This is a genomic window from Gluconobacter oxydans (assembly GCF_006539685.1).
GTDB classification, from domain to species: domain Bacteria; phylum Pseudomonadota; class Alphaproteobacteria; order Acetobacterales; family Acetobacteraceae; genus Gluconobacter; species Gluconobacter oxydans.
The window spans coordinates 1-17,502 of record NZ_BJNM01000032.1 but is presented as its reverse complement, the minus strand read 5'-3'; the positions used below and the strand labels follow the sequence as shown (position 1 = coordinate 17,502).

Here is a 17,502-nt window from a genome sequence, read left to right as displayed (position 1 = left end):
GACGGGTCCACCTCTTAACGCCATCCCGACACCTTAACCCGATCAGTAAATGCCAGCGGATGTCCATTCACACGCACGCTCTGTGGCGGCAGGTCTGCGGGCAGACGCAGTTCATAGGCACGGGCGGGCGCAGACGCTCTCTGAACAGGACCGATGACGATCCGCAGATCCGAGCCATCCGCAGAGCGGAATGCCTGTATCGGTAGACGCGCCGAGACGTCCTTCTGATAAGACGTCCCCTGCCGCGTATCATCATAAACATCATACCGGCTGCTCTGTCCGGGTTTGAGCGGCCAGACTTCCACACCCAGCGTTGCGGCAAGACTGGCATCGGCCCCTGTTGCGGCCACACGCTGCGGCACGATCGCGCCTTCTTTCACCAGAACCGGTGTCTGCTCCAGCGTATAATGCCGTTTCAGCAGGCGCGGACCTTCCAGCCGTGTCCCGCTGCTTGCATCAATCCATGAACCCGGGGGAACCCAGAGCGTCTGTTCTGCCAGACCTGTCCGGGGATCGGAAGGAGCCGTAACGGGGGCGACGACCATCTGTTCGCCAAAGACATATTCGCCTTTGGTCGCGTAGGCCTCGTCATTTTCCGGCCAGTCGTAATAAAGCGGATGCAGGAAAGCGACGCCGGTGTCATAGGTGCGGCGCGCTTCCGTATAGAGATGTGGAAACAGCAGCGCCCGGCGGCGTATCGCGTCCTGCATGATATCCGAATACGGTTCCGGATAGGCCCAGACACGCCGTTCCGCATCCGGATTTTTCGTCGTATGCGTCCGGAACACCGGACTGTAGACACCGAACTGAATCCAGCGCGTATAAAGCTCTGGCCCTACCGCCCCGGGCGCGTGACCACCGATATCATGGCTCCAGTAGGCGTAACCCACATTCGCCGCCGTCGCCGTAAACCACGGCTGAAACGCCAGACTGGCCCAGTTCGCATGCGTATCGCCGGAAAAGCCGATCTGATAGCGATGGTTTCCAAGCCCACCCCAGCGATGGAAGACGAGCGGCCGCGCGCCCTGGGACGCCTGCTCCATGAAATGGAGATAATTCAGCCACCATGTCGGATTAAGCCCCGGCAGATCCGTCCTGTTCTGCTGCTGCCAGTCCAGCCACCAGAAATCCACGCCCTGCTTTTCCAGCGGACGATGCAGCACGGAAAAATACGCGTCCACATAATGCGGATCCGTCGGCGCAAAGGGAATGTACGGCCCGTGATCCGCAGGAAGACGAAGCGCGGCTTCCATCTCCCGGTAGCGATCCTCCCAGGGCTGCACGCCTGATGCCGGATGCAGGTTCAGCGAAACTTTCACGCCGGCATCATGCATCCGCTGCAAAAAACCTTCCGGATCGGGAAACAGGATCCTGTTCCAGCTATATCCCGTCCAGCCCAGCTTGTTCTTCGACAGGTCACTCAGACCGCGCGCGACCAGCTGATCCTGCGAGACATGCCAGTCCATGTCCACGACAACCACATCCAGCGGCAGGGTGTGCTGCGCGAAGGCAGACACCATCCCCAGAAGATCCTGATCGCTATATGCCCAGTAACGCGACCACCAGACCCCGAACGCAAATTTTGGCGGAAGCGGAATTTTTCCAGCCACGCGCGTAAAATCGGCCAGCGCGGGCCGGTAATCATGACCATACCCGAAAAAATACAGGTCCTGCCGCGCCCCCTCCGGCCGTGCCACGACCCAGGGCCATGAAAGCGGCGATGTCCCTATGCCAGACCCTGCTTTTGCCGCCGGAAAGTCACGGTCAAACAGCGGACGGCTGGAATCATCGACAACAGACCATCCACTGCGGGAGACCAGCCCCTGCTCCATCGGCTCCTTCAGCTTCCCACCATTCGAGCCGTCCAGCGTGCGGGTGGTGCCGAGAAGGTTCGCATCATCCGCCTGTCCCGGCACCCAATGCGGCCGGACCGTCCCGCATGTAACGTCAACCGACAGATTTTCAGCCGTCAGTTTTCCATCGCCGGACGGATGGTAATGCAACACCAGACAGCCTGTCCGCAGTTCCAGCGCCCCATCCTGATGCTCCTGCGTATAATGCGGCACTGAAAGACGACGGTTGATGAAGGCCAGGGACGCCCGGTCCTCAAACCGTCCGTCAGCAGCCCATTCCATCCGCACAAGACGGTCGGTCAGGACAGTGAACCGGGCATTTCCGAACCTGACGACCGCCCCGGCGTCCGCCACCGGCGAAGCTGGTTTTCCGTGCCCTGCCGCCTGCGCCAGTGCGGTAGACAGCATCAGGGCCGTCCAGACCCCGGCCATCCTGACGCGCGGACAAAACCATTGCCGCGCGAGCATTTCAGGCATCAATTATAATCCATGATGAGATGGAAATAGACGCCACGGCCCAGATAGTTCGTGTTGTCCGTGTACTGAAGTTTCGATCCGGTGACGTTATTGAAATGCGTATTGGTGAGGTTCTGGACTTCGTACTTGAAACTGACCGTTTTGTAGACCCGATGCCAGAACGCCATGTTCAGCATGAAGGTGTCGCCCTGTCCGGTATTGTCGTTGGGCGTCGTGCCGAGATCGGTCAGGAACTTGCCGTTGTAGTTCGCAGTCGCCCGCAGACCGCCATGAATGGCAGGGATGTGCCAGGTCACGGCACCGTTCACCAGAACATCAGGCTGATAGATCAGGTGATTGGTGCGCATGAGCACACCGTTTTCGTAGTAGTGCATGTGCCCCTGCATCCAGGTGGCATTGACCGACAGATCGAAAACCTGCCCGAGCACGGCGATGGACCGGTCGAGGGCCGAAAACTCCACACCGCGCAGGATGGAGCTCGTCGCGTTCATCGGCGTCGTGCTCTCGTAGATTTCGCCATCCTGCGAGTAGATGCTGGTCTGGTTGTAGATGTCGTCGCTGATGATCTTGCTGAAGAAGGTCGCGCTCAGGACGCCATTGTCATGATCGAAGAACTTGTCCAGCGCCACATCGAAGTTATGGGCCTTGCGGGGACGCAGATTGGGATTACCCATGCTGATCGTACAGGTCGCAATACTGGTCTCGTCACTCGAACCGCAGGTCATCTTTTCGGCCTGGGCGATATTGGACGGTGTCGGGCGGCCGATGGAGCGGCTGTAGGAGGCGTGCAGATTGATGCTCATCGGGAAATGATGAACGATATCGAATGACGGCAGCGGGTTGATGTAACTGCCATTCCGGCGGGCAAAATTGCTCGACGCAATCCCGTTGGAAGATGTCGGCGACCAGGACGTGTAGTTCACGTTATCCGCCCGCACACCAGCAATGAACACGGTCTTGGGCAGCGCATAATGCAGCGAGAGATACCCGTCCGTGACATCCTCGCGATACCGGTAATCGCTCATCGTCGAATTATACTTGCTGGTCGCTGCATTGGCCGCACTCTGCGACAGCTTGGACCAGTCATAGGTCAGGCCATTCACGTTCATGAATACGAACGGAATGCTCCAGCGCCAGGGGTAATAATTGGAATACATGGCGTCACTCGTGACATTGGCGCCGTTGTTCCAGATCTTGTCCTGTTCATTGAACTGGATGTTGAATTCCCGCCATTCAAAGCCCGCAGCCAAACCGAAACCGCGCGCGCCGGGTGCGATATTGTAGTTGTAATCGGCTCTTACCGTCGGGATGCTCTCGCTGGACTGCCGCCACTGCTGCTGCATCTGGTAGGATTTCCAGGTCGCGTTCTTAACGAGGTTCGGATTGGACAGGAAGTCGATCCGGAACATCTCGCCATTTTCGGGGTCGCCCGAATAATTGGCGTAAAGCTTGCTCGGATAGGTCCGCATCCGCTCGAGCGGCTGGTAATTGTCGTAATCTTCCCACGTGTAACCGGCACGGATCACCACATTATGCTTGCCGTGCGTCCAGTCCAGATGTCCGATCAGGCCATTGGAGCTTCGTGAATATGTATCCTGGATGCGCCGTGAGTAGATGCTGTAAATATTCTGCGTACCGCTGGTGGCCGTCTGATTGGCGATATAATTACTGTTGAAATTGTAATTGTTCAGATCACCAACCTGATTTTCCTGCCGCCGATAGGTCCAGCCCAGAATGGAGGCCGTAATTCCGGTATTGATCGGCCGCCATTCCAGCTTTCCCGAACCACCCAGCGTCGTGACCGAGTTCGCGTATTCCGAAGTCGTATAGTTGGTGGGCGCGAGTTTGTGGTTCCATTTCGGAGACGTCGGTTCACTCGTCGCGGTGCCGGACGTATCGTAATACTGAAAATCGCTGACGCTGCCGGTCTGGTTGGTCACACGGTCCTGATAACGGCTCGAAATGATAATGCCGAATTCCTTGTTCTTGCCGAACCGATCGGAAATCACGGCCTTCTCACCGGCACCCATGTGCTTGGAATGCCCACTCAACCCGTTCTGTCCGGCCGATCCCGCATAAAGGGAGTCGATGCCGTATCCGTCAAAATAGGCGTAACGCCCCTTGTGATCGAATGCGCTCATCGGGATCATGTCGATGACGCCGCCAATGGCATCGCCCGACTGCTCGGCCGTAAAACTCTTGTAGATGTTGGTGTGCGACGTCATTTCCACAGGCGTATCCTGAAGGTTGACGCGCCTCGTTCCCGAACCGGTTTCACCGATCGAGGCCAGGGTCAGGCCATCGACGGTGGTATGGTTCAGGTCCGGACTGATACCACGCAGGCTGACATAACGCGGTTCGTCGCCGTTATAGATCGCCGCGACACCGGGAAGCAGGATCAGCGACGATGCGATGGACGAATTTCCACCCAGATTTTCAAACGGGTCATACGCAATGCTGTCGACAATGATGTTCGACGTCCGCTTTTCGGATTTTACCATCCGGTGCCCGTACGAGAAGATCTTCTCGACATCGTTGGCTTCAACATCGTTGTTATGCGGCGTGGCTTCCGACTTTCCCGGCGCCGGCGTGTGGGAAAGGACGGCTCCTTTTCTGTCGAAATAACTGACGGACAGCGACGTTCCCGCAAGCAGGGCGCGCAATGCGGCCTGATCGTCCATCACGCCTTTGACCGCGTGCGGGTGGATGCCCTGAGCCGTCCCGCCCGGCACCGCAACACCGATGCCGGTGATCTGCTGGTACCGTGCAAGCGCCGCCGGCAGACTGCTGGAATCGATATTGAATTCATGGCTCGCCGCATGCGCGACGTTCCAGGAGCCGACCACTCCAAAAGAGAGGAGGGCGGCATGCAGTCTGAAGCACTTCATCGTGTTCGAATAATCCTGGAGCAAGGAGAGCGTTCGCAGAGGAAGACGCGCGCTTCCAGAAATACCGACACGATTTTTCAGGAATAATTGTTAAGGTTTTATTTCACCCCACAACCCCATAAGAAATCTTACCTTATATACTCTGTTATTTTCGGGGATTGTCTTATAATTTTCATAAATAACCAGCTTATTCACCTCTCCAATACCATGATACGGAACGCCGCCACAGGATACAGCCCTGAAGGAACGTTATGTCCGGCGCGCCAGTACGACCTTCACAGCCCCCCCGAAATGTTGAGCACACCTCTCCTGCGAGTGAGGCCGCCAGCCCTGTATCCCTGCCGGAAGAGGACTGCTTCGACTGGATTGCCCGGACCATTGTCCCGCATGAACGTGCCGTGAGATCCTGGCTCGGCACTGTGCCTCTGCATGGTGTCACGCGCGACGATATCATCCAGGAATGCTACGCCCGCCTCTGCACGGCCAAACCCCGTGACATTCAGGATGGTCGGGCCTTCTTTTTCCGGTGCGCCAGAAATCTCGTCATCGAGCATGGCCGTCGCGCCAAGCTCTACACGCTGATCCAGCCGGTTCATGACATGGAAGAGCAGCTTGCAGATGCCTCACCGGATCCGGAACAGGTCTATGCCAGCCGGAAAAAGCTCGACTGGCTGAAGCAGAAGCTCAACGATATGTCGCAACCGTACCGAAATACATTCATTCTCCGAAAACTGTATGACTGCGATCAGGACGACATCGCGACCCGACTTGGTATTTCAAGACGGTCGGTCGAACGGCACATCGCAACCGGCCTCGCCTATCTCCTCAAGGCCAGAAGCGACGATTCCTGACAGCCACCCCGCCAGTCAGACTTCTCCCCGGCGCCGGACACATCATGGAAAGCGCGCCCCCATCCCGCGACAGGGTCCAAAGTCGAAAGTATCGTTTCTTGCCTGAAGACAGATCAGAAGACAGCACCGCACGTGACGCAATGGCCGCACACTGGGTCACACAGCAGGATGCTCAATCCCTCATTGGCAAAGAACGTCAGGATTTCGAGGCATGGCTTGCTCAGGACGTGCGCAATTTCGGCGCGTATGTCCGCGCCCAGGCCTTCTTCAGGCATCTGAATTATCGCGCATCTCCATCCCTGAGCCATGTCCCTGCCCGCAATACGCCGAGCCGTCCGCCCTGGACAGCGACGGTATCGCGACGGCGCTTTCTGCCGCTTGCCGCTGCTTCGATCGGAAGCCTGATGCTGTACGATACGGCCCGGGACCAAACAGTCCGTCTGGAGCGCGGACACGAACTCCCCCGCAATTATGCCTGGCATCAGGGCGTCATTACGCTGGATGCCCTCACCACCGCTTACCTGCCGGAAGCGACCTCCAGCGACCGGATCGAGATGATCAATGGCCGGCTTGGCATCCAGCTTCATTCCGGGATCGTCTCGGTCTCGACAGACACCCTGCGCCTTACGGGAACAGCGGCGGATTTCGATCTGACACGCTCACCTCAAGGCCTGCGCCTTCAGCACTATGCCGGGACGCTCACCTGGCAGACCCCTGATGGCCAGCACCAGCTGACCACCCCCACATCTGTCGAGTTCACGCAAGCCGGTCGCAGTCTGCAAGCGACCTGCCGCCCGCTCTCCCCCGATGACATCATCGAACAGACGGCGTGGCGACAGGGAACCCTCGTGCTGAACGACACAACGCTCCAGAATGCGCTTGCACGATTTGCACCCTATACGCGCCTGAAACTCATGATCCGCGATCCCCACCTTTCAGGAAGCAGGATCTCCGGCAGCTTCGCTCTCGCGGCCCCTGAAGATTTCGCCCTGTCCATTGCACGCCTGATCCGATGTCGGGTCGAGATATCCAACAGGAGCATCGCCTTTACGGCGTAAAAAACACCCCCGACACCCCGGCTGACTTGAGGCCTTCCGCTGAGCATTCGCAGATTTCAGATACCCCTACTTTCTCCTGCGGGCAGATCGGCCTATCTTTCCCTGCACTACAGTGCTGATTTTATTTCCACGGAAAGCCAAGCCTTCAATGCCAGACCTTTTCCAGAACGGTTCTCAGGACAATACCCGGTCCGTTCTGATTGCCCTGCTGGCGAGCGGCATTGTCATCAGCGCCATCTGGATCCTCAAGCCGTTCCTTCCCGCCACGATCTGGGCCGTCACGATCGCGGTGACAACCTGGCCCATGCTGCGACGGCTTCAGACCTTCGTCGGAAACAGCCGCCGGGTGGCCGTTTCCCTCACCATCCTGATTGCGATGCTGGTATTCATCCTGCCGCTCTGGCTCGCCATCACGACGGTTTCGAGCCATTTCGGCGATATCATCGCGCTGGTCTCCTCGTCTTCCACCCTCCACATTCCGGATGAGCCGCCATGGATGGGCCGGCTTCCTCTGGTAGGTCCACATATCGCGCCATTCTGGGACCGCATGCAGCACATGCAGTTCCCCGAAATGGTCCGGCAGGTCATCCCGGCCCCGGAAACCCTCATCCACACATTCCTGGCCTATGCAGGCAGTTTCAGCATTCTGGCCCTGCAGTTCATCCTCACACTGGTCATCCTCGGCGTTCTCCTCATGCGCGCGGAATCAGCGATTGCGGTTGCGGACACGCTCGTCACCATTCTGGCCGGCAATCGCGGCAAGGAAATGCTCCAGCTTGCGGCCTACACAATCCGGGGGGTCGCCTTTGGCGTGACCGTCACCGCAGTCGTTGAATCCGCCGTGGCCGGCATCGGGCTGAAACTCGCCGGCGCGCCTTGGGTCAGTATCCTCACCGCCGTGACCTTCATGGTCTGCCTGCTTCAGGCCGGCCCGGGCGTCACCCTGATCCCTGCCGTGATCTGGGTCTATTTCGACCGTGGTCTTGCCCCGGCAGCGCTTCTGCTCGTCGTCACCATCATCACGATCATCATCGATAACGTACTGCGCCCGTTCCTGATCCGCAAACAGGCCGATATCCCGCTCATTCTCATCATGCTCGGCGTGATTGGCGGCCTCGGCGGACTGGGACTGGTCGGGATCTTCATCGGCCCGCTGATCCTGTCCGTGGCCTATACGCTGACCAAGAGCTGGATCAGTGACTCCCGCCAAACACCCCCATCCGTTTCAACGCCTCTGGATTCCTGAACCCTCATTCCGCCGCAACCGCACCATAGGCCTGCCGGATACGGCGGGCCTGATGGATGAAATACAGCTTGGCCCCCGTCATCCGGACCGAGCGGAACACCAGATAAAGCGGCGCCGTCAAAGCCGTACGCGAAGACAGCGGGATATAGACCACCTGCCCCGCATGATGCTGCTGCATGGACTGGGGCACGAGTGAAATGCCCAGCCCCCCCGCCACAAGATTCAGGGCTGCCAGAAGCTGCGGCCCTTTCTGGCGAATACGCGGCGTAAAGCCCGCGCCCAGACAGGCATCCACAATCGTCTTGTACAGACCGTTATTGTACTGGCTCTGATACAGGATGAAGTCCTCGTCCTCGAGTTCAGCCAGTTTCAAACCTCCCGCAGGCGCCTCTTTTGCCAGCCTGTGCGTCCGAGGCACAGCCACCACCATCGGCTCTTCCACAATCAGTTCGACCACCACATCCGACACATAGGGAATGGACGTCCGGACAAAAGCGACATCCACGGTATCTTCCCGCAACGCCCCCAGCAGCTGGCTTGAATTACCTTCCGTCAGCGTCAACCCCACATCCGGCCAGGTCTCGCGGAACTGCCCGAGCATGTCCGGCAGACTGGGGTGACACAGCGCGGAGTTCGTGAACCCGATCGACAGTTCTCCGGCCTCACCCCGCACAATGCGGCGGACATCCTCGACCGTCTCATCCATACGCTCGATGACATCATACGCCCCCTTGAGCATGCTGCGTCCGGCCGGGGTCAGGCGCATGCCGCGGGCATGACGTTCAAAGAGCTGGACCCCAAGTTCCTGTTCCATACCCTTGAGCAGCCGGGTCAGCGGAGGCTGCTGGATCCCGAGCCGCTCGGCGGCACGCGTCAGGTTGCGTTCTTCGGCAATGGCGATGACGGCATGGAGATGTCTGAGTTCGATCATTCCATACTTTTAAGGTATGATGAAACCTTCCCGCAAACATTGGTTTCCACCATGAAACCCCTTTAAGGTCCCCCGCGTCACAGACACATCCCTTGACCGAACAGGAACGCGCCATGACCAAGACCATTCCCGCCACGCTCATCGCCGGTGACGGAATTGGCCCGGAAATCATGCAATCGGTCACGACCGTCATGGATGCCCTCGGCGCCCCCTTCCTCTGGGATCACCAGAGCGCAGGCGTAGGCGCATTCGACCAGCACGGTACGGCCCTGCCCGAGGCCACGCTCGACAGCATCCGCCGCACCGGCCTCGTGCTGAAAGGGCCGCTGACCACGCCTGTGGGCAAGGGCTTCCGCTCCATCAACGTCACGCTGCGTCAGGCCTTCGACCTGTACGCCAATGTCCGCCCGACCCAGACGATCGTCCCCGGCGGACGCTACGAGAACGTCGATCTGGTCGTGATCCGCGAGAACATCGAAGGCCTGTATGCCGCGATGGAGTATTACATGGCCGTGGATGGCGACCCGGAAGCCGTGGCATACGGCGCCGGGTTCAATACCCGCACCGAATGCAACCGGATCGTCCGCTTCGCCTTCGAATACGCCGTGAAAAACAACCGCAAGAAGGTGACGCTTGTCCACAAGGCGAACATCCTCAAAATCCTGAGCGGCCTGTTCCTGCATGAAGGCCGCAAGGTCGCCGCGGAATATGAAGGCCGCGTGGCACTGGAAGAGCGCATCGTTGACGCCTGCGCGATGGAACTTGTGATCCGCCCGGAGAACTACGACGTCATCGTCACGACCAATCTGTTCGGCGATATCCTGTCTGATCTGACAGCCGGTCTCGTGGGCGGCCTGGGTATGGCGCCAGGTGCGAATATCGGCGAGAAAATGGGCATCTTCGAGGCTGTGCACGGCTCAGCACCCGACATCGCCGGACAGGGAATCGCCAATCCGCTGGCGCTGATGATGGCGGGTAGCATGATGCTGGCCCATGTCGGGCGGCAGGACCTGTCCCAGCGTCTGGACGGTGCGATGAAGCAGATCCTTCAGGTCGAAGGCCTTCGCACGCGCGATCTGGGCGGTAAGGCCACCACGCAGGACGTCACGCAGGCCCTTCTGCGCGCCATCCAGTAATATTCTGACAGCCCTCCAAGGAACATTCCCATCATGAAACAGGTTGGACACGACCTTCTGGACTGCCAGCGCGACCTCTCGATCGAGGGGCGCTCCTATCGCTATTTCTCCCTGCCCGTCGCGGCTGAAAAACTGGGCGACATCTCGCGCCTGCCCGTCAGCCTGAAAGTGCTGCTCGAAAACGTCCTGCGCTTTACGGATGGTTCGACCTACCGCGTCGAGGACGCGCAGGCGATCGTTGACTGGACGAAGAACGCCCATTCCACGCAGGAAGTGCCGTTCAAGCCCGCCCGCATTCTGATGCAGGACTTCACAGGCGTCCCGGCCGTGGTCGATCTGGCGGCCATGCGCGATGGCATCGTCTCGCTCGGCGGTGATCCGCAGAAGGTCAATCCGCTCGTCCCCGTCGATCTGGTGATCGACCATTCCGTCATGGTGGACGTCGCCGGACGCAAGGACGCGCTCCAGCAGAATGTCTCGCTGGAATTCGAGCGCAACGGCGAGCGTTATGCGTTCCTGCGCTGGGGTCAGGAAGCGTTCGACCAGTTCCGCGTCGTCCCGCCGGGTGCCGGCATCTGCCATCAGGTCAATCTGGAATATCTGTCGCAGGTGGTCTGGACGGGCACGGTCGGCGACGTCACTTACGCCTATCCCGACACGCTGTATGGCACGGATTCCCACACGACCATGGTCAATGGTCTGGGCGTTCTGGGCTGGGGCGTTGGCGGGATCGAAGCCGAAGCCGCCATGCTCGGACAGCCGATTTCCATGCTCATCCCCGATGTCGTGGGTTTCCGGATGGAAGGACGTCTACCGGAAGGCACCACCGCGACCGATCTGGTCCTGACGGTCACGCAGATGCTGCGCGCCAAGGGCGTGGTCGGCAAATTCGTGGAGTTCTTCGGCCCGGCGCTGGATCATCTGCCGGTCGCGGATCGTGCGACCATCGCGAACATGGCTCCGGAATATGGCGCGACCTGCGGCTTCTTCCCCGTGGATGCGCTGACGCTCGACTATCTACGCCAGACCGGCCGTGACGAACACCACATTGCACTGACGGAAGCCTGGCTGCGCGCACAGGGCATGTTCCGCGATGCCTCCACGCCCGAGCCGGTCTTTTCGGACGTTCTGACGCTGGATCTCGGCACGGTCACGCCCTGCATTTCCGGCCCAAAACGCCCGCAGGACCGGATCGAACTCTCCGCCGCCACCCCCGCGTTCGAAAAAGCCCTGACGGAGGCGCTGGGCGTCAAACCGGATGCTGTCCACAAGACCGCCCCCGTCGCTGGCACGGATTATACGATCGGGCACGGCTCCATTGTCATCGCCGCCATCACGTCCTGCACCAACACGTCCAACCCGGCCGTTCTGGTCGCAGCCGGACTGGTGGCGCGCAAGGCCCGCGCACTCGGTCTGATGCCGAAGCCCTGGGTGAAAACGTCCCTCGCACCCGGCTCGCAGGTCGTCACGGACTATCTGGATCGCGCCAATCTGAGCGCCGATCTGGACGCGCTGGGCTTCGAAACGGTCGGCTATGGCTGCACGACCTGCATCGGCAATTCCGGCCCGCTGGCGAAGGAGCTTGTGGACGCGATCGAAGGCAATGGTCTGGTCGCAACTTCGGTCCTGTCCGGCAACCGGAACTTCGAAGGCCGGATTTCGCCCAATGTCCGTGCGAACTATCTCGCCAGCCCGCCGCTGGTCGTCGCCTATGCCCTGCTGGGAACGATGCGCGAAGACATCACGACAGCCGTTCTGGGACACGCGCCCGATGGCACGCCGGTCTACCTCCGCGATATCTGGCCCACCAACCACGAAATCGCAGAACTCGTCGGCTCCGCCGTCACGCGCGAAGCCTTCGTCGAGCGTTACAGCCACATCACGGAAGGCACGAAGGAATGGCAGGCTCTGGCCTCGGCCGGAACCTCGGCCACCTATGACTGGCAGCCGGGCTCGACCTATGTGCAGAACCCGCCCTATTTCGACGGTCTAACCGCCGAACCTGCGCCCACAAAGGACATCGCCGGCGCACGCATTCTGGCGCTGCTGGGCGACAACATCACGACCGACCACATCTCCCCGGCCGGTGCGATTGCGCCGTCCTCTCCGGCAGGCGTGTATCTGCAGGAGCATCAGGTTGCGGTGAAGGACTTCAATTCCTACGGCTCCCGTCGCGGCAATGACCGCGTCATGGTCCGGGGGACCTTCGCCAATATCCGCATCCGCAACGAGATGGCGCCCGGAACCGAAGGCGGCGTCACGCTGCATCAACCGGATGGTGCGCAGATGTCCATCTATGATGCCGCCAGCCGTTATGCGAAGGACAGCGTGCCGCTCGTCGTGTTCGGCGGCAAGGAATACGGCATGGGGTCATCCCGTGACTGGGCCGCGAAGGGCACGCGCCTGCTCGGCATCAAGGCCGTCATCGCGGAGAGCTTCGAGCGCATCCACCGCTCCAACCTGGTAGGTATGGGCGTCCTGCCCCTGACCTTCGAGCCGGGCACGACGCGCAAGACGCTGGGGCTGGACGGAACGGAGACGATCGCCATTCACGGCATCGAAACCCTGACACCACGCCAGACCCTGACCATGACGGTCACCCGTCAGGATGGCAGCACGCAGGACGTCCCGCTGCTATGCCGTGTCGATACGGTCGATGAGGCGGAGTATTACCGCAACGGAGGCATCCTGCCTTACGTCCTGCGGGGAATGGCTTCAGCAGACTGAAAAAATGGCGGGGCTTCGGCCCCGCCATTTTCGTTTACGTCTCAGGCCCGGCGGCTGAGAGCAAGCTTGAGACTGAACGCGATAAAAATCCCGCCCGTTAACCTATCCATGCGCCGCACAACCACCGGACTGGAAAGAAACCGTCCCAGCGGCACGGTCAGGGCGACGAGAAGCGCCAGCCACGAGAAGGACAGGATGGCCTGAATGGCCGTCAGCAGGAGCGAAAACTCCTTTACGTTCACATGCGGCGGAATGAACTGCGGCATGAATGTCATGTAGAAAATGCCGACCTTGGGATTGAGCAGATTGGTCAGCAGGCCCCGGCGAAACGCCGCACGGGCATCGTCATGCACCGGGACCGTCTCCGCTGTCCCCAGCGAAGCCCGGGGATGCAGGATCAATCCGATCCCAAGCCAGGCGAGATAGAGCGCACCGGCCCATTTGACGACCGTAAACGCGGTCTCGGAGGCCGCCAGCAGCGCCGTCAGTCCAAATGCTGCCGCAAGCCCCCAGATTCCCAGCCCTACGCAAATCCCCACAACGGCCGCCAGACCGGCCTTCCAGCCGGACGTCGTGGCCGTTCGCAGTGTCATGGCCGTATCGAGGCCCGGCGTAATCGTGAAAACAGCCGCCGCGGCAGCAAATGTCAGAAGGGGGATCAGGTAAGGATGCATGCGCGAGACCTACACCGCCTCCCGAAAACCCCCAATCCTTCTTTTCTCAGTTCGCCTTCGCCGCTACCGGCAGACGGATCAGATAATCGAAGGCCGACAGGGAAGCCTTCGCCCCCTCCCCCATGGCAATGACGATCTGCTTGTACGGCACGGTCGTCGCATCGCCCGCCGCAAACACGCCCGGAACAGACGTCCCGCAGTGGTCGTCAATAACGATCTCGCCATACGGGCTGAGCTTCAGCGTCCCCTTCAGCCATTCCGTATTGGGCAGCAGACCAATCTGCACGAACACGCCATCCGTCTTGATCTGGTGCAAGCCGCCGTCCCCATCACTATAGGTCAGGCCGGTCACTTCCTTGCCGTCACCCTCGATCTTGGTAGTCAGGGCATTGGTCAGAACCGTGACATTCGGCAGGCTCAGCAGCCGGTCCTGAAGCACCTTGTCGGCTTTCAGATGCGCCCCGCGCTGCAGCAGCGTGACATGCGAGACGATCCCTGCCAGGTCGATCGCCGCTTCCACGCCACTATTGCCGCCGCCGGTCACCACAACCGGACGCCCCTTATAGAACGGACCGTCGCAATGCGGGCAGTACGCCACACCCTTGGTGCGATACTCGTCCTCACCCGGCACACCCAGATGCCGCCAGCGCGCACCAGTCGCAATAATGACCGTCTTCGAGCGCAGGACCGCTCCGCTTTCCAGCACGATCTGGTGCAGACCGCCAGTTTCCGCAGCGGGGATCAGCTTCGCTGCCAGCTGCGAGGCAATGATCTGCACGTCATACTGCCGAACATGCGCCTCAAGTGCTGCCGAGAGTTTCGGGCCGTCAGTTTCCGGCACGGAAATGAAGTTCTCAATCCCGGCCGTATCCATGACCTGACCGCCAAACCGCTCGGCCACGAGGCCCGTGCGCAGGCCCTTTCGTGCGGCATAGATCGCCGCCGCATCACCGGCCGGCCCGGCACCGAGCACCAGCACGTCGAACGGGGCCATATCATTCAGCTTCTCCGCCGAACGAGCCACGGAGGCCGTGTCCAGCTTGGCCAGAATATCCGCCACTTCCATCCGGCCCGACGCAAAGGGCTCACCGTTCAGATAGACCTGCGGGACCGAGCGGATACCAAGGCGCTCCACCTCATCCTGAAAATCTGCCCCATCGATGGCCGTGTGATGGATCTTCGGATTCAGCACGCTCATGGCATTGAGCGCCTGCACTACATCCGGGCAGTTCTGGCAGGACTGGGAGAAATACGTCTCGAAATGGTAGTCCCCGTCCAGCGCGCGGATCTGCGCAACCACATCCGCTTCGATCTTGGGCGGATGCCCGCTGACCTGAAGCAGCGCCAGCACCAGAGACGTGAACTCGTGCCCCATTGGCAGACCGGCAAAGCAGACCTGCACATCCGTGCCCGGCCGGCGGATCACGAAGGACGGGATGCGGGTGCCGTGCCCCTTGTCCGAGAACGTGACCTTGGGAGACAGGCTGGCAATATCTTCCAGCAGACCGCGCACCTCATTGGAGCGGTCATCCGTGCCAAGGGTCGCCTCAAGCACGACCGCATCACGCAGGTACTCCATATAGGCGCGCATCTGGGTTTTCAGGTCGTCCTGAAGCATTGTTTTTCTCCGGATTTCGGGACTGGACAATTTGGGCCGGAAGACTGTCCGGCGCAGCCGCCCCCCTGAGGAGGCGGAGGCTGGTGGAACCCGAAGGCCCCACCATCATCAGATCCGCTGCCGGATCAGATCTTGCCGACGAGGTCGAGGGACGGCTTCAGCGTCTCGCCGCCTTCCTTCCACTTGGCCGGGCAGACTTCACCCGGGTGCGTGGCGACATACTGGGCAGCCTGGATCTTGTCGAGCAGCTCGGCAGCACTACGGCCAACGCCACCGGCGGTGATTTCGATGTACTGGATCTTACCTTCCGGATCGATCAGGAACGTACCGCGATCGGCCAGACCGGCTTCCTCGATCAGCACATCAAAATTGCGTGCGATCGTACCCGTCGGGTCACCCAGCATCGTGTACTTGATCTTGCCGATGGCCGGCGACGTGTCGTGCCAGGCCTTGTGCGTGAAATGCTTGTCCGTGGAGACGGAATAGATTTCCACGCCCAGCTTGTCGAAAGCGGCCTGGTTGTCAGCGAGATCTTCGAGTTCCGTCGGGCAGACGAACGTGAAGTCAGCCGGGTAGAAGAAGAAAACGGACCACTTGCCGCGAACGTCGGAGTCCGTGACCGTGAGGAACTCACCGTTGCGGAAAGCGTCGGTAGAGAAGGGCTTCAGCGGGGAGTTGATGCGAACCATCAGACTGTCTCCTGACCTTGGGTTGAAGTTGTGTTGCGGACTCTGTGTCCCACAGAAAGAGAGGGACAGGAAACAGTTCCTGTCAATATGACTGATCGCCAAAACCGAATTGACGAGATGAAGATATCACGACTCCCGATCAGGAAGCGTGGAGCTTTTCTCTGAAGCCGGCCTGTCTCGACGCTATTTTTCCGTAACAGGCAGAACCGCACTTCCCCATTCGGATATTCGGTCATATCTATGGGACATGAGCTACGTTCCCCTTTCCGGCCTTTCCCTGCGCGATATCGAATATGTGGTTGCGGTCGATGATCTGCGCAACTTCTCCCGCGCGGCAGAACGCTGCGGCGTCAGCCAGGCCGGGCTGTCCGAGCAGGTCCGTAAGCTCGAACAGCTGCTGGACGTGACGCTTTTCGAGCGCTCCCGGCGCCATGTCGCTCCCACGCCCGATGGTGAACGGCTCCTTGCGCTCGGCCGCGAGGTTCTGGCAGCAGCCCGAAACCTGCTCGAAGTCGCCCGTGCCCAGACCGGGCCGATGGAAGGCCCCCTGCGTCTCGGCGTCATCCCCACGCTCGGCCCCTATTACATCCCCGGCCTTCTGCCCCGCCTGCGAGAACATTATCCATCCCTCAACCTGCGCCTGCGCGAAAACATGACGGATGCGCTCGTTCACGCCCTGCGCAACAGCGAGCTGGACGTGGCCCTCATGGCCCTGCCCGCGCCGTCAGACGCACTGGAATGCGCGCCACTTTTCGAGGAGGCCTTCCTCGCCGTTTTCCCGAGCACACACGAACTGGCACACAAACCGAAACTGTCCCTGAGCCAGCTCGGCCGCCCGGACCTGCTTCTGCTTGAGGATGGTCACTGCCTGCGCGACCAGGCCTTGTCCATCTGTCCGACGGTTCCCCGCCAGGGCGAGCAGCGTCTGGCCAGCAGCCTTGAAATGCTGTGGTACATGATCGGCGCTGGCGAGGGCTTTTCCCTCATCCCGCAGATCGCACTGCGCAATCGTGCGGATTTCGAAGATCTGATCACCGTCCGCAGCCTGCCCGAACCCGAAGCACGCCGCACGATCGGCCTGACCTGGCGCGCTTCTGACCCTCGTGCCCCGGTCTTCCGCGAGTTCGCAGCCTATCTGCGCAGCATCACCCCGGAACACTGCCACGCCTGCAGTTGACCAGGTGCCGACGGGAACAGCCGGGGGCTTAGGGTCCGTTTGAATTCGCGCTCAGAATATCGCGCCAGAGATCGAATGCGGCTGACATCAGCCGTCGTCCGGCGCGTACCGCAAATGCCGGTCTGGCGGCCGAGGTCCACAGTGGCAACTAGGTGTTTGGTCCCGGGGTTTGATGGG

At 60.4% G+C, this 17,502-nt stretch carries 12 protein-coding genes; 6 read left to right on the top strand and 6 right to left on the bottom strand.

All coding sequences use genetic code 11. The features are described 5' to 3' along the window. Positions 1 to 14: 14 nt before the first annotated feature. On the bottom strand, positions 15 to 2,261 hold the full coding sequence (locus GOX01_RS10830; RefSeq protein WP_228119333.1) for a glycoside hydrolase family 31 protein: 2,247 nt from the start codon (positions 2,259 to 2,261) through the stop codon (positions 15 to 17). 68 nt (positions 2,262 to 2,329) lie between these two features. After that, positions 2,330 to 5,218, bottom strand: coding sequence for a TonB-dependent receptor (locus tag GOX01_RS10825; protein WP_062269121.1), 2,889 nt, complete (start codon positions 5,216 to 5,218; stop codon positions 2,330 to 2,332). A 251-nt stretch (positions 5,219 to 5,469) separates the two neighbouring features. Here GOX01_RS10825 and GOX01_RS10820 point away from each other — a divergent pair, with 251 nt between their 5' ends. From GOX01_RS10820 to GOX01_RS10810, 3 genes are all read left to right on the top strand, one after another. Next, positions 5,470 to 6,069 carry an RNA polymerase sigma factor gene (locus tag GOX01_RS10820; protein ID WP_011252882.1) on the top strand — a complete coding sequence of 200 codons (600 nt, stop codon included), beginning with the start codon at positions 5,470 to 5,472 and terminating at the stop codon, positions 6,067 to 6,069. 140 nt (positions 6,070 to 6,209) lie between these two features. Then, positions 6,210 to 7,127, top strand: coding sequence for a FecR family protein (locus tag GOX01_RS10815; protein WP_011252881.1), 918 nt, complete (start codon positions 6,210 to 6,212; stop codon positions 7,125 to 7,127). 148 nt (positions 7,128 to 7,275) lie between these two features. Further along, positions 7,276 to 8,373 carry an AI-2E family transporter gene (locus GOX01_RS10810; RefSeq protein WP_011252880.1) on the top strand — a complete coding sequence of 366 codons (1,098 nt, stop codon included), beginning with the start codon at positions 7,276 to 7,278 and terminating at the stop codon, positions 8,371 to 8,373. 4 nt (positions 8,374 to 8,377) lie between these two features. On the opposite strand, the gene GOX01_RS10805 is transcribed toward GOX01_RS10810, so the two are convergent. Continuing rightward, the gene (locus GOX01_RS10805; RefSeq protein ID WP_011252879.1) at positions 8,378 to 9,304 is read right to left on the bottom strand and encodes a LysR family transcriptional regulator; all 927 of its coding nucleotides are present in this window, start codon (positions 9,302 to 9,304) and stop codon (positions 8,378 to 8,380) included. A gap of 113 nt (positions 9,305 to 9,417) precedes the next feature. Here GOX01_RS10805 and GOX01_RS10800 point away from each other — a divergent pair, with 113 nt between their 5' ends. Together GOX01_RS10800 and acnA are read left to right on the top strand one after the other, a co-directional pair. After that, positions 9,418 to 10,440, top strand: a complete 1,023-nt coding sequence (locus tag GOX01_RS10800) for an isocitrate/isopropylmalate dehydrogenase family protein (RefSeq protein WP_011252878.1) — start codon at positions 9,418 to 9,420, stop codon at positions 10,438 to 10,440. 33 nt (positions 10,441 to 10,473) lie between these two features. Continuing rightward, on the top strand, positions 10,474 to 13,167 hold the full coding sequence (gene acnA / locus GOX01_RS10795) for an aconitate hydratase AcnA (protein WP_011252877.1): 2,694 nt from the start codon (positions 10,474 to 10,476) through the stop codon (positions 13,165 to 13,167). 41 nt (positions 13,168 to 13,208) lie between these two features. Here the strand turns inward: acnA and GOX01_RS10790 are convergent, their stop codons facing one another. From GOX01_RS10790 to ahpC, 3 genes are all read right to left on the bottom strand, one after another. Beyond that, the gene (locus GOX01_RS10790) at positions 13,209 to 13,841 is read right to left on the bottom strand and encodes a LysE family translocator (protein WP_011252876.1); all 633 of its coding nucleotides are present in this window, start codon (positions 13,839 to 13,841) and stop codon (positions 13,209 to 13,211) included. Between the two features lie 46 nt (positions 13,842 to 13,887). Continuing rightward, on the bottom strand, positions 13,888 to 15,459 hold the full coding sequence (gene ahpF, locus GOX01_RS10785) for an alkyl hydroperoxide reductase subunit F (protein ID WP_011252875.1): 1,572 nt from the start codon (positions 15,457 to 15,459) through the stop codon (positions 13,888 to 13,890). 125 nt (positions 15,460 to 15,584) lie between these two features. Next, the gene (ahpC, locus tag GOX01_RS10780) at positions 15,585 to 16,148 is read right to left on the bottom strand and encodes an alkyl hydroperoxide reductase subunit C (protein ID WP_011252874.1); all 564 of its coding nucleotides are present in this window, start codon (positions 16,146 to 16,148) and stop codon (positions 15,585 to 15,587) included. Positions 16,149 to 16,395: 247 nt separating this feature from the next. Between ahpC and GOX01_RS10775 the strand changes: the two genes are divergently transcribed. Continuing rightward, positions 16,396 to 17,325 (top strand): hydrogen peroxide-inducible genes activator, encoded by a 930-nt coding sequence (locus GOX01_RS10775; protein ID WP_011252873.1) that lies wholly within the window; start codon positions 16,396 to 16,398, stop codon positions 17,323 to 17,325. Positions 17,326 to 17,502 lie beyond the last annotated feature (177 nt).

Bases quoted from the DNA above. Each gene is read 5' to 3' on its own strand.
- GOX01_RS10825 (WP_062269121.1), bottom strand. From the start codon at position 5,218: ATGAAGTGCTTCAGACTGCATGCCGCCCTCCTCTCTTTTGGAGTGGTC.
- GOX01_RS10775 (WP_011252873.1), top strand. From the start codon at position 16,396: ATGAGCTACGTTCCCCTTTCCGGCCTTTCCCTGCGCGATATCGAATAT.
- ahpC (WP_011252874.1), bottom strand. From the start codon at position 16,148: ATGGTTCGCATCAACTCCCCGCTGAAGCCCTTCTCTACCGACGCTTTC.
- GOX01_RS10810 (WP_011252880.1), top strand. From the start codon at position 7,276: ATGCCAGACCTTTTCCAGAACGGTTCTCAGGACAATACCCGGTCCGTT.
- GOX01_RS10830 (WP_228119333.1), bottom strand. From the start codon at position 2,261: ATGCTGTCTACCGCACTGGCGCAGGCGGCAGGGCACGGAAAACCAGCT.
- GOX01_RS10800 (WP_011252878.1), top strand. From the start codon at position 9,418: ATGACCAAGACCATTCCCGCCACGCTCATCGCCGGTGACGGAATTGGC.
- ahpF (WP_011252875.1), bottom strand. From the start codon at position 15,459: ATGCTTCAGGACGACCTGAAAACCCAGATGCGCGCCTATATGGAGTAC.
- acnA (WP_011252877.1), top strand. From the start codon at position 10,474: ATGAAACAGGTTGGACACGACCTTCTGGACTGCCAGCGCGACCTCTCG.
- GOX01_RS10805 (WP_011252879.1), bottom strand. From the start codon at position 9,304: ATGATCGAACTCAGACATCTCCATGCCGTCATCGCCATTGCCGAAGAA.
- GOX01_RS10815 (WP_011252881.1), top strand. From the start codon at position 6,210: ATGGCCGCACACTGGGTCACACAGCAGGATGCTCAATCCCTCATTGGC.
- GOX01_RS10820 (WP_011252882.1), top strand. From the start codon at position 5,470: ATGTCCGGCGCGCCAGTACGACCTTCACAGCCCCCCCGAAATGTTGAG.
- GOX01_RS10790 (WP_011252876.1), bottom strand. From the start codon at position 13,841: ATGCATCCTTACCTGATCCCCCTTCTGACATTTGCTGCCGCGGCGGCT.